This is a genomic window from Acidaminococcus sp. (assembly GCA_022482815.1).
In the GTDB taxonomy this organism is placed as follows: Bacteria; Bacillota; Negativicutes; order Acidaminococcales; family Acidaminococcaceae; genus Acidaminococcus.
Genome location: JAKVOM010000001.1, coordinates 768,962 through 782,051, shown reverse-complemented (window position 1 = coordinate 782,051; position 13,090 = coordinate 768,962). Strand labels below are relative to the sequence as shown.

Here is a 13,090-nt window from a genome sequence, read left to right as displayed (position 1 = left end):
CATTCCACCCCACCGCCCAAAGAGGCGGGAGTATCCTGCCCGTATTTAGATGAAAAAATTCGTTATACTTTTACTGCTTCTGCTGACAGCTGCCGGCAGCGGCTGTCATACTTTGCCGAAGGAAAAGACCGCGGCGCCTCCCGGCACCGTTCCGGAGACCTGGGACGATAAAGCGGATAAGGCAGTGTCCGCGATGAGCGCTCGTCAAAAAATCGGGCAGCTGCTGATGATAGGAGTTTCCGGTTCCCACCTGGATGAAGAGACACGGGTGATGCTGAAGGAATATCCTTTCGGCAATGTAATCTTATTTGACCGCAACCTGAAAAATCCCGACCAGGTCCGCACACTCAATCAGGAGCTGAAAAAGACGATGAAAAACACCAGCGGCGGACTGCAGCCATTCGTTGCCATTGATCAGGAAGGCGGCTATGTCAGACGCATGAAGAATTATCTGCCGGCTATGCCTTCAGCCCGCGCCCTGGGGCAGACTTCTCCTGAACAGACAAAGCAGTGGGCCGTAAAAACCGGCGGTTCCCTTCGAAATCTTGGTTTTACTTTGAACTTTGCGCCCGTCGTGGATTTGAACAGTGCTAAAAATCGTTCCTACGGAAGTACGCCGCAGCAAGTCGTTCCGTATGCCAAAGCCGCGATTGACGGCTATTCTTCCGTGGGCCTTTCCACCTGCCTTAAGCATTTTCCCGGCATTGGCAAAGTTCAGACCGATCCTCATGACGACGGGGATGTCGTGACGCTGACCCGTGAGGAACTGAACCAGGAAGACGGCAGACCCTTTCGGGAACTCATTTCCCAGACACATCCGGAGTACACCTATGTGATGGTTTCCAATGTTACCTTTCCTCAGCTGGATGCCCGCCAACCGGCCTGTCTTTCTGCGGCTGTCATGAATACGCTGCTGCGCGGCACCTATCATTATGAGGGAATTATCCTGACGGACGATATGGAAATGGGCGCGATGGCCAAGCATTATGCTTTTTCTGAAATGGGTGTCCGTGCCGTAGAAAGCGGCGCTGATATCGTTCTTGTCTGCCATGATTATGACCATATGAAAGAGGTCTTTGATGGACTTCTGTCAGCTTACGAAAGCGGCAAAATTGATAAAGCACGAGTGGATGAAGCTGTTCACCGAGTCGTTCGGACGAAGTTATTCCTGGCTGAGAAGGAAGCAGGAAGCTTCTGATATTCTTTTCGGGTATTTAAATTTTCCTGTGGTCGGCCCTCCAAACCGACTGTGGTGTACCCTTTATCAAAATTGTGGTTTGCTTTAAATATTTTTGTGGTGGGTGCTTTCCAAAAATTGTGGTTTTGACACCATTTAAAGCAAATTCAAAGCCGGACTCAAAGCAGCATATGCTGCTTTGAGTCCGGCTTTTTACCCATTATAATGGAAATGTCCTCCTTATTGAAACAATACAAAATTCTGTTTCTTGCTTTTGTAAAATCGCGAGTATTAATCAGTGTCTCAGACACTGAAAGCATCAAATACAGATCAACTAGAACAACGACATTATCGAGGGTAACAGTGATAAGCTTCTGAATCTAAGTTGTTTTTACGTTAAAAATTTTGAAATAAACTGCTCTAACGACATTTGTTTTACCTCCTAATTAGAAATAGAAGTTCAAGCGCTTCTATTTTAATGGAAGAGGTTTCTTTATATTTTCAGACTAATTTTCCCGCCTGCCTTTAAAACGCAAAACCACAGCTTCGTTAAAGGTATGACCACAGGATAATTTAAAGCAAACCACAGAAATGCTATAGGTCAGTACCGACCACAATTTTGTTTAAAGGGGTGACCACACCACAGTTTATCTTAGACTCCTTTCTTTTCTAAAGCAATATTCCTGCGAATACAAAAATCCCGTACGGAGCAAAATCATTCCGTACGGGATTTTGTTTTTCCGCTGGTCGCCGGTTGCTGGCCGCGGGTCGCTCGTGGAAGAAAAATTGCCAGGGCATTTTTCTACGAATTTATAAAAATAAAGCCTGAAATTTAGGTTAAGTACTAAATTTCAGGTTTTATATCATATCTTACTTGAATCAAAAGCTTTAACACTCTGCTGCGGGCTAGGCTAAATGCCATATGCTAAAAGCCAAAAGCGCTTTTTATTTTTTCACAGCCCCCTTGCGCCGTTAAAATTTCTGTCAGAATTATGTTACAATGGAAGATGGGAAAATAGCAGTACTTTACCCTTTGCTGACTTGTATTTGCTGGTTTCAAAAAGGAAGTGTTACCATGGCGATTTTAGCTGCTTTTGTTGTTCCTCATCCCCCGATTATCCTGCCGGAAATCGGACGCGGTGAAGAAAAGAAAATTGCGCGTACTACGGAAGCGTATCGTCAGGTCATGAAAGCTGCGGCTGAATTAAAGCCGGATACCCTTGTCATCACAAGCCCGCATGCCGATGCCTATCTGGATTATCATCCCATCTCACCGGGCCGGGAGGCATACGGCGACTTCGGTCAGTTCCGCGCACCTCAGGTCAAAATCCACGTAACCTACGATGAAGAGCTGGCCAAAACGATTGCCAAGGCCTGCAAGGAAAAAGAAATTCCTGCCGGACTCGAAGCTACGCGTCATGATGAGCTCGACCACGGCACGATGATTCCGCTTTATTTCTTCCGCCAGTTCATGCCGCTCGATCAGGTCAAAGTCGTCCGTATCGGACTCTCCGGGCAGTCTGCCGGCGAGCATTACCGCCTGGGCAAAACGATTGCCGAATGTGCGGATAAGCTGAACCGCCGGGTCGTCTTTATCGCAAGCGGCGACTTATCCCACAAGCTCAAGGAAGATGGGCCCTACGGATTTGCCCCGGAAGGCCCTGTTTTCGACCGTGACTGCATGGATGCCATTGCCCGCGGCGATTTTCTGGCCCTTCTTACAATGGATCACAGTCTCTGCGAACGCGCGGCCGAATGCGGTCTCCGCTCTTTCTGGATTATGACGGGGGCGCTTGACCGCAAAGCCGTAAGCACGAAGGTGCTTTCCCACGAAGACGTCTTCGGTGTCGGCTATGGTGTCGCTGCCATCACCATCAAGGGTGATGATCCGGAAAACAACTGGTATGAACAGCTTCACGATGTCATGTTTCACCGCCGGGAAATCCGGAAAAACAATGAAGATCCCTACGTAAAACTGGCGCGCCGCAGCGTAGAGACGTATGTCAGGACCGGCAGCCCTGCTTCACTCCCGGATAATCTGCCGCCGGAAATGCTGACCGCCCGTCACGGTGCTTTTGTCAGCCTGCACCTTTACGGGCAGCTGCGCGGCTGCATCGGGACAATTTCGCCCGTGAGGAAGAATGTGGCTCAGGAAATCCTCTACAATGGGATATCCGCCTGCTCCCAGGATCCACGCTTCTATCCGGTACGGCCCGATGAGCTGCCGGATCTGGAATACAGCGTCGATGTGCTGGAAGACCCCGAACCCATTGCCGGTCCGGAAGCTCTGGACGTTAAGAAGTATGGTGTCATTGTCCAGGCTGCTTCTGACAGCCGCAGAGGGCTTCTCCTGCCTGATTTGGATGGCGTTGACACAGTTGCTAAGCAAATCAGTATCGCTCGTCAGAAGGGAAATATCGGGCCGAAAGAACCGATCAAGCTTTGGCGGTTTACGGTCACAAGGCACCATTGAATTTTTGATTGTCATCGGCTGACGGTCATGGTACCTGTTAAAAAAGCTGCCCGGTGCCCATGACCTGCGTCTTTTGAAAGGGATGATGATATGGCTGATACAGAGACACTTACCTGCCCGCTCTGTTTCCATCACTGCAAACTGGCTCCCGGTGCCGTTGGCTTCTGCCGGACCCGGGCTAACCTCGATGGGCAGATTAAATCGATAAATTACGGTAAGATTACCAGCCTCGCTCTTGATCCCATCGAAAAAAAGCCGCTCGCCCGCTTCCATCCTGGTTCCTTTATTTTATCCGTCGGCAGTTTCGGCTGCAATCTGCGCTGTCCTTTCTGTCAGAATCATACCATTTCCCAGGCCGGCCCCGAGGCCTCACAGCTGGTGGCCACCCCGCAGGAACTGGCCGATCTGGCGGAAGAGTACCACATCAAGAGCCATAATCTGGGGCTTGCCTTTACGTACAACGAACCGCTGATGAGTTTCGAATTTGTCAAAGAAACAGCCGCACTGCTCAAAGCAAAGAATCTCATCGTCGTCCTCGTGACGAACGGCTGTCTGGAGCCGGATAAGTTCCGCGAGCTGCTCCCTCTGGTCGATGCCATGAACATTGATCTCAAGGGATTTACACAGGAATTTTACGACTGGTGCCACGGAGATCTCGCATCGGTCAAAGAAAACATCAAGGCCGCCTATTATGCCGGCGTCCACGTCGAAGTGACGACCTTGGTCATCCCGGGCAAAAATGACAGTCTGGAAGATATGAACCGGGAGGCCCGGTGGCTTTCCCTGCTGTCTCCCGATCTGCCGCTCCATCTGTCTCGCTATTTCCCGCGCTGGCACTGCAGCATCCCCATGACACCGGACCAGACCCTCATGGCACTCAAGGAAGAAGCCACTAAATATCTGCACTTTGTCTACCTGGGCAACTGGTAACTGCCCGCACTGCGCCGCCCTTTTCCCACTCAATTCCCACCCCGCATCCCAGTCCAATCGGAGGAATTTATATGAACACCAATCCCAATCCTTTATTCGAAAAACGCATGCGCTACGCAGACGCAAGAAAAAATCATATGACACCGGAAGAAAGCCTTCTGTGGGAGCATTTTCTCAAAAAGCATCCCGGCCGTTTCCACCGCCTTACGTGGATTGAAGGCTGCTTTGCCGAATTTTATTCTCCCTCCCTGAAAGTTGTGATCGAAATCAATGCCAAAAAGCACGATTTTCAAAGAGGTTCGACACCGGCCGCCCAACGGACCAGATCATTCGGAAAGAAGGGCATCGCGGTCATTCATCTGCCCAGGAAAGCGCTGCGGACGGAAACTTTTGCCCGCCTTTGCAGTGCCCTTGAAGCGAAGCTTCGCAGCCGGAATGCAGACATAAAACGGGCTATGTCAGAGGCAAACAAATTCAGCAAAGCCAGTTCATAAAAGAAAACGGTCTTATGAGCGTGAAATTTGCCCCAGGAGCGTAATTTTCCTATTCTGTGACAGTAAGGTAGTTCTTAGTTAAAATTCTGTTTATACGTGAAATTTATAAAGGGACTGTGAAATAATGCACATGCATTATATTCACAGCCCCTTTTACGCAGGTCGCCGGTCGCTGACCGCGGAGCGCCCTTTGAATCAAAAGTTTTAACACACTGTGGCAGAGAAGACTATATGCCATAGGCCAAAAGCCAAATGCGCCTTTTTTCGCAGCCTGCCTGTTAAAACATCTGTATAAACACCTGGCCAAATAGACGTCCGAGACAAGCCGAGGACTCTATTTGGCCAGGTGCTTTTTATGCTTCCCCAAATATTTCTTCCAGCACATCGCAGCCGGTCCGATAGGCCGGGATGCCGCCAATCGTCATGGACTGTGCTACCGTGGCATAAAGTTCTTCCCTCGTGGCCCCGGCTTCCAGTGCCATCCGGCCATGCGTCCGGATGCCCCTTTCATAGCGCAGTGCGCACGCCATGGCAAGCATGATAAGCTGCTTATATTTAGGCGGAATCACGTCATTATCGCTCAGTTCGTTTCTCCAGGCCTGAACCTTCGTATAGAGTTCAGGATTTTCCTGTTCCATCAATCTCCAATGATAGGCTTGTTTTTTCTCCATGCTATTAACTCCTGATATGATATTTTTTCTGCAAAAATTCTTTTCCCACCTGAGGGAATAGAGCATATGTCAATACATCTTCCTCGCTGCGGGCAAAAGCGCGGCTTTCCGCAACTGCCTTATCCCATCCGGGAGGAATCAGATCGGCCGGGCGGCACGTCAGCGGCTGCTGCCCATCCTTCAAAATCATTTTTTTCAAGGTTTCCGACACAGGTCCCGGTGCTTTTCCGTATTTCCCCATGACATAGTCCTTGATTTCTTTCATGATAACTTTATAGCGTTCGCCGCTCATGACATTCATCGTGGCCTGGGCACCGCACATCTGGGAGAAAGGTGTTCCCAGCGGCGGATAGCCAAGGTCACGGCGTACATTCACGACTTCTTCCAGCACCTGCGGCAGTTTATCGAGTGCCTTCATATCGGCCAGCTGCGATTCCAGATTGGACCGCATCCCACCGGGAATCTGGTGCCGGACGACGTTGATATCGACGCCTTTCAGCTTTGTTTCATACTTGGGGTGACTGGCCCTGACCAGCTTCAGATAATCCGAAATCGGCGTCAATTTTGTATAATCAAGTCCCGTATCGCGCTCCGTTCCCTGCAGCATCGCAATCATGCTCTCGGCGCAGGGCTGGCCCGTCCCCAGTGCAAATGCGGCTGTATCCACATCCACGACATCTGCTCCGGCCCGGATGACTTCCCAATAGGTGACATCTGTCATACCGCCCGTGCAGTGAGCGTGATAGTGCACCGGCAAATCAAAATTTTCTTTAAGTGCCTTGACCGTTGCCGCAGCTGCCCGCGGCGTAATCATACCGCCCATATCCTCCAGATGCAGTGCCGTCGCTCCGACGTCTACGTAGTCCTGCGCCGTTTTGACAAAGGACTCTATCGTATGAACAGGGCTGGACGTGAACTGAATGTTGGCTTCGACCTTTTTCCCGGCCTTCAAGGCAGCTTCCGCCGCCCGGCGCACGTTGCGCACATCGTTCAAGCCATCGAAAATCAGGAAGATATCGATTCCGTCTTCAGCAGCTTTCGTAACAAATTTATCGACGATATCATCCGGATACGGTGCATACCCCAGGAGGTTCTGTCCGCGCAGCAGCATCCTGAGCGGAGTCCTGGTGCAGTACTTCTTGATTGTCTTGAGCCGGTCCCAAGGGTCTTCGTTCAGAAAACGAATGCACGCGTCAAACGTAGCACCGCCCCACACTTCCAGTGCCGCAAAGCCAAAATGATCCAGCGGCTGCAGTACCGGCAGCATTTCCTGCGTCGTCATACGGGTGGCAATGCAGGCCTGCTGTCCATCACGTAAATCACAAGATACGAGCTTCACAGGATTTTTCATTTTTACGTTCCTTTCAGCACAAGATCCCCTATTTACTTATTCGGCAAAAGTCACACACACCGGATTGGGCGTTTCAATGGTTTCAACGCACTGCATCAGCTTTCCGGTCTCTTCATCAATATTATATACCCGGATGGAGGCGGAAAGCTCGTTCGCGACAACGAGATTCTTTCCGTCCGGAGTCAATGTAATAAAGCGCGGCTGTTTTCCGCCCGCGGGCATCCATTGCCGGAGACTGAGTTTCCCGGACTCAGGATCCGCAGCAAAGACACTGACCGAATCCGCTTTACGGTTGGACACGTACACATACCGGCCATCTTTTCCGGCCACAATTCCGCTTGCCCATCCGTCATCGGTAAAAGTATCCGGCAGCGTCGGCACAATCTGGAAAGGCTTCAGCTTGCCTTCAGCGGCGTCAAAATGGTAAGCCGTCACGGTATAATCCTTTTCATTGACTCCATAGCAGGTCTCAGGTCCGGTAAAAGCGATATGACGCGGTTCGGCAATTTCCCGGCTGTGAACAATGTCCGTACGCGTCAGAGTACCATCGTGGTTGATTTTAAATACGTCTACCTGCCCATACCCATACTTTCTGCCCTGGCAGGAAACAATCAGGTATTCCCGGGAAGGATCCTGCAGCACCTGATGGGGATGGGAAATATGGCCCTCTTCCTTGCCCGGAATGGCGTAGCGGTTCAGATAATCTCCGACGGTACCGTCCTCATGACGAGGAATGACCGAAACCATGCCGGTCGCCAGGTTAGCGACATAAATCCATTTGTTATTGCGGTCCACGGTCAGATGGACGGGGTTGGTGCCGCCTGTATTTGCCGTATTCAAATATGTCAGATGTCCGTTCTTACGATTGACTTTAAAAGCGCTGATTTCACTGAAATCCCCATGGATGGAGTATAGATATTTCCCTGTTTCATCAAAACATTGGAACGAAGGATTGACCAGGTGGGGAACCAGTTGGATCAGGTTCCATTTGCCGTTACTTCCAATCTGATATACGGAAATGCCCTTTCCCGTTGCATTGCGTTCCTTTGTAGTCCGGCAGCCTATATAAGCAAACATATTCGCATACTCCTTTCAGCAGTGACTCAATATACAATCAGTTTGGTTCCGCCCGCCAGGGCAAATACCACGACCAAGACAACAGCGCAGAAAGACAGGAGGAACAGCTTCAAAAAGAGCTTCGAAGACTCTTCGGCGAAATATCTTCCGCCTGTGCCATCGTTGCCATTATCAGACTTCCGCCCGTAGACAGCGGGCTGATACCAGCTACCGTCGCTGCAGCGACTACTCCGACGAGCATATCCACCAGGCGAACGTTACCGCCTACTTTAGCAATGATTTCCGGCAAGGTCGGAATCAGAGTCGGGAAAACAACACCGTTGGCAGAACTGAACCAGCTCATGAAACCGGCCGTTGCCACGATAAGTCCCGCTGCCGTGCCCTCCGTCATCATGGAGGCCAGGAGATCGGCGAGCAGCTTGATGCCGCCGGCTTTTTTAATGACGCTCATGAGGACGCTGATACCGCAGATCAGAATCAGGACGTTCCACGGAACAAGTTTGACCGGGCGCTTCTTATCGGCTGCACCGAGAAGCATCAGAACGAAAGCGAGGAAGAAAGATACAAATCCGACGTCCATCCGGAAAATAACGACCATGATAACGAGGGCCAGCAGCCCGACCAGACAAACTTTCTGATTCTTGGTAAAGGCCGTGCTTGCCTGGGCTTCCAGGGAAGCGTCCATGCGAATCTTGTAGCCGCCCAAGGCAAAGTAAAATACAACTGCAATAAAGAGATTCGCTGCCGTAACACCGTAGAAAACCGGCGTGGCAATGCCCGGCACATTAAGCGAAGCCGTCAGATCCGTAACGATAATCCCGGTGAGGGCAATCGGAGAAGCAGTCCCGCCGACTGCTCCCAAAATAGCCATAACGGCAAGCAGCACCGGATTGGCATGCATCTGCTCGGCAAGACTTACCGCAAAGATAACCATAACGGACTGCACGGATATAGCGCCCGGGCCCGCTGCTGACATGACATAGGAAACAACGTAAATAACAACAGGCATAAGAAAAGGTCTGGTTCGAAAAATTCCGATTATTTTTTGCGAAAGAAGTTCCAATGTCTTGTTATCCTGCAGCAGTGCGAAGAAGTACATCGTTCCAAGCAGTGTCAGAAACAGTTTGGTCGGAAATCCCGCCACAAGCACTTTAACACTCATGCCGGTCGCGGTAGTAAGCACAAAGCCCAGAGCCAGGGACACGATACCGACGTTGATTTTCTTGACAAAGCCGATGGCAATAGATGCAATGAGCACAAGCAAAGAAATCGCCTGCATATTCAGTCACCTTCACTTTCAAAATGTATAAAAAAGGAAACGGGAGATTGTACTACCCGTTTCCCTTTTTGCCTTTCTCCCACATTTCAGGGAATTAACGGCGAAGTATGGATTGTTATTTACTGAGTTTGTAGTAGTTGATCAGGCAGCCGGCCAGCAGAACTTCTTTTTCAGCCTCCGTCACGTCAGGCAGGTTGAGTTTCAGGGTTCTGGTTTTTCCGTCCGGGGAAATAACGGTTGCGTTGATTTCCGTCACGCCGTCTTCCACTTGCTTGCGGATTCCCGGCAGATAGATGTATTCACCCGGTTCCAGCTGAATCTTGTAATCAGCGCAAGTGAAAGGCAGGATGCCCCAGTTCACGCAGTTAGAACGATAGCGCTTCGTAGCATATTCGATGCAGATATTGGCAAATCCACCAAGCACTTTCTGACAGCTGGCAGCATATTCACGAGCACTGCCGTCGCCGGGGCGCTTTGCATAAAGGACGCTGCCGATGCCGGTATGCTTCATCAGGCGATCTTCATCGACCTCGATGCCGGCCTTCTTCAGGATGTCAAAGTATTCCATAGCTTTTGCCTTGTCACCGGCCAGACGAGCCCGTTCATACTCACGGACAGCCTTGGCGCGGCCGACATACTTCGGATCCTTACGAATCAGGGTGAATTCGGAAATCTTTTCCGGGTTGGAACGGTAGGAAGCCGTTTCGCCGGAAGGAATCAGTTCATCCGTCGTTGTGACTTCATCACGAATGACGCTGGTCACGCGGAGCAGCAGATCATCGGCAAGCTCCGTCATCTTCGGCCAGTCGCGGATATCCGGCCCGTAAACCATTTCGGTCTCTTTTTCCGGCTTTTTGAAGCCATTGTAAACGGTGTTGTCATAAATCTTGCTGTTAAAATGATATTTCGGATAAGTGAAATCTTCCCAGACGTCGGCAGCACTTGTCAGACGGCCGCCGTTAAAGGAAGTAGCGGCAATGCTGCGGGAATCCATGAGGGCCACACAGGAGAATTGGTTCATAGCAGGGTTTGAACCTTCGCGGTTCGGGAAGTTACGCGTCGTATGACGGATGGAGAATTCGTTGTTGGCAGGTGTATCGCCGGCGCCGAAGCAAGGTCCGCAGAATGCGGTCTTGACACGGACACCGTAATTCATCAGGGTTTCCAGCGTGCCGGCTTCCATCAGGGCCGTCATAATCGGCTGGCTGGCAGGGTACACGTTGAAGTTGTAGCTGCCGACGCCCTTGTTCATGTGTTCCGCAATCTTGCCAACGGCGTAGATGTTTTCGAAGGAACCGGAGCAGCAGCCCGCGATGATGGACTGATCGGCATAAAGCTTACCGTCATCATGGATCTTACCGGCAAGGTCCCAATGTACATTAGGGTTGTTTTCAAAGGTTTTCTTAGCATTCGCATCAATAACAGCCAGAGCATCCTTCGGATTCTTGATCACTTCATCCAGGCTGTAGACATTGCTCGGATGGAACGGAAGCGCGATGACCGGTTCAATCGTATCGAGATCTACTTCAATCAGTTTATCGTAGAGGGCTGCCTGGCCCGGCTTCATTTCCTTGTAGCCTTCGGGGCGGCCGTGAATGGCAAAATATTCCTCGGTCTTTTCGTCCGTCGTCCACAGAGAGGACAGGCAAGCCGATTCAGTCGTCATCGTATCAATGCCGTTGCGGAAGTCCATAGAAAGATTCTTGACGCCGGGACCGACAAATTCGAGGACGCAGTTTTTGACAAACCCATTCTTGAAGACCTGACCGATAATGGACAGAACTACATCCATCGGGCCGACCCAGGGTTTCGGTGTGCCCGTCATGAAGACACCGACCACTTTCGGGTACTTCAGCGCATAGCTCTTACCGAGCATGGCTTTGGCCAGTTCCGGACCACCTTCGCCGATGGACAGGGAACCCAGGGAACCGTAACGGGTATGGCTGTCGGAAACGATGGACATTTCACCACTGTTGACCATCATTTCGCGCATGTACTGGTGAATAACGGCTTCGTGGGGCGGTACAAAGATGCCGCCGTACTTCTTGCAGGCAGAAAGGGCATATTTATGAACATCTTCGTTGATGGTACCGCCGACAGCATTCAGGCAGTTGTGGCAGTTCGTAAATACGCAGGGCATCGGAAATTCCTTGAGGCCGCTGGCAATTGCCGTCTGCAGGATTCCTACGTACGTATTGTCATATACACCCATGGAATCGAACTTGATGTTCAGGTTTTTCATATCGTTGGTCTGATTGTGTGCTTTCAAAACCTGATAGGTCATGGTTTCCTTGCGGGCTTCCTCCGGGGTTGTCCCCACGTTTTCTTCGCCCGTGTGGATGCATTGGTTTTTCAGTACGTAAGTCGGTTCACTGTATAATTTAATCATTTCGTGCTCCCCTTTCAGCGGATATACACATAGCCATCCATGATGCGGCGGGCCGTTCTCAGAACGCCGCCCTTCACGACACGTTCGCCGTCCATTTCCATATCAACGTCCGTCACCCCGCTGGCATGACCCAGCATAAGTTTATGCGTGCCCGGTGCGGGTTTTACGATTTCATTGACAATCGTTCCCGGCAGGAGGGCAGCGGCTCCGGTGCAGACCGTCACGGTCATAGGATAAGCCTTATGCAGAGAGCCCACGGAAATACCGCGGACGCAGAGATCCATGTCTTCTGCCTTGACCGTCACGCCGTCCATGCTAACGTAATCCTGTGGTGCCGAAACAATAGAAACCTTCGGAATGGAAGTACTCTTTGTGCGGGCATCTTCCCATTTTTCTACAAGGCCGCATTTCACGGCAGCGAGGTCACGGATGCGTTCGATATGCTCCATTACGTCCTTATTGGCATTCAGTTCGGTGAGCTCCGTCCCTTTGATGCCCAGATCCTTTGCACGGATGAACACAACCGGATTAGAGCAGTCCAGGATAGAGACTTCAATCGGTCCATAGCCCGGAACATCGAGTGTATCTTTTTTGTTGCCTGTCGGCAGGAGCTTACCCGTAGCAGCACCGGCCGGATCCAGGAAGTACATGTCAATCGGGGAACCCGTTCCCGGTACGCCCTTGATGGAAGCATCTCCATATACTTCTGCATGACCATCCTTGACGCGGACATGTTCTTCAATGATTTTCTTGGTATTCGTATTGAAAACGCGAACGACAGTAACCGGTTCCACGGCTTTGACCAGCCCTTCATCTACTGCGTACGGTCCTACAGCCGAGGAGATATTGCCGCAGTTGGCATTCCAGCCCAGTGTCGGCTGCTTGATATCCACCTGGCAGAAAGTGTAATCTACGTCGGCGTCAGGCCGTTCCGACTTGGAAATAATTGCGATTTTACTCGTTGAGGAAACGGTGCCGCCCATACCGTCAATCTGCTTGACATCCGGAGTTCCCATTACCTTCAGGAAAATTTCATCCCACTGGGATTTGTCCGCCGGAAGGTCCTCTTTGTGGAAAATTACGGCCTTACTCGTACCGCCTCTCATATACACACACGGAAACTTTCTTACTGCCATTTTACATTGCCTCCTTGAATGCAAGATCACTTCAACCCTACAGTGATTAAAGACTTAAAAATTACACAACAAAATTTATTTTTTATATACAAACCGCAGTGCGGTTTGTTTGC

General features: G+C 50.7%; 10 protein-coding genes. 4 read left to right on the top strand and 6 right to left on the bottom strand.

Going from position 1 to position 13,090, the window contains the following annotated elements:
• The first annotated feature begins 49 nt into the window (after window positions 1–49).
• The 4 genes from LKE33_03425 (at window position 50) to LKE33_03410 (ending at window position 5,074) form a co-directional block, all read left to right on the top strand.
• The gene (locus tag LKE33_03425) at window positions 50–1,198 is read left to right on the top strand and encodes a glycoside hydrolase family 3 protein (protein ID MCH3949975.1); all 1,149 of its coding nucleotides are present in this window, start codon (window positions 50–52) and stop codon (window positions 1,196–1,198) included.
• 1,054 nt (window positions 1,199–2,252) lie between these two features.
• Window positions 2,253–3,650 carry an AmmeMemoRadiSam system protein A gene (gene amrA / locus LKE33_03420; protein MCH3949974.1) on the top strand — a complete coding sequence of 466 codons (1,398 nt, stop codon included), beginning with the start codon at window positions 2,253–2,255 and terminating at the stop codon, window positions 3,648–3,650.
• Window positions 3,651–3,740: 90 nt separating this feature from the next.
• A complete protein-coding gene (gene amrS / locus LKE33_03415) occupies window positions 3,741–4,580 on the top strand; it encodes an AmmeMemoRadiSam system radical SAM enzyme (protein ID MCH3949973.1) in 840 nt (279 codons plus the stop codon).
• A gap of 71 nt (window positions 4,581–4,651) precedes the next feature.
• A complete protein-coding gene (locus tag LKE33_03410) occupies window positions 4,652–5,074 on the top strand; it encodes an endonuclease domain-containing protein (GenBank protein MCH3949972.1) in 423 nt (140 codons plus the stop codon).
• A 353-nt stretch (window positions 5,075–5,427) separates the two neighbouring features.
• Here LKE33_03410 and LKE33_03405 read toward each other — a convergent pair whose 3' ends face one another.
• From LKE33_03405 to LKE33_03380, 6 genes are all read right to left on the bottom strand, one after another.
• Window positions 5,428–5,745, bottom strand: a complete 318-nt coding sequence (locus tag LKE33_03405) for a carboxymuconolactone decarboxylase family protein (protein MCH3949971.1) — start codon at window positions 5,743–5,745, stop codon at window positions 5,428–5,430.
• Between the two features lie 4 nt (window positions 5,746–5,749).
• Window positions 5,750–7,096, bottom strand: a complete 1,347-nt coding sequence (locus tag LKE33_03400; protein MCH3949970.1) for a pyruvate carboxylase subunit B — start codon at window positions 7,094–7,096, stop codon at window positions 5,750–5,752.
• A 36-nt stretch (window positions 7,097–7,132) separates the two neighbouring features.
• Window positions 7,133–8,173, bottom strand: coding sequence for a lactonase family protein (locus LKE33_03395; GenBank protein MCH3949969.1), 1,041 nt, complete (start codon window positions 8,171–8,173; stop codon window positions 7,133–7,135).
• A 109-nt stretch (window positions 8,174–8,282) separates the two neighbouring features.
• Window positions 8,283–9,452 (bottom strand): C4-dicarboxylate ABC transporter, encoded by a 1,170-nt coding sequence (locus LKE33_03390; protein MCH3949968.1) that lies wholly within the window; start codon window positions 9,450–9,452, stop codon window positions 8,283–8,285.
• A gap of 115 nt (window positions 9,453–9,567) precedes the next feature.
• Entirely contained in the window at window positions 9,568–11,841 is a 2,274-nt protein-coding gene (locus LKE33_03385) for a hydratase (GenBank protein ID MCH3949967.1), read from the bottom strand.
• A gap of 14 nt (window positions 11,842–11,855) precedes the next feature.
• A complete protein-coding gene (locus LKE33_03380; protein MCH3949966.1) occupies window positions 11,856–12,977 on the bottom strand; it encodes a 3-methylitaconate isomerase in 1,122 nt (373 codons plus the stop codon).
• Between the last annotated feature and the right edge of the window lie 113 nt (window positions 12,978–13,090).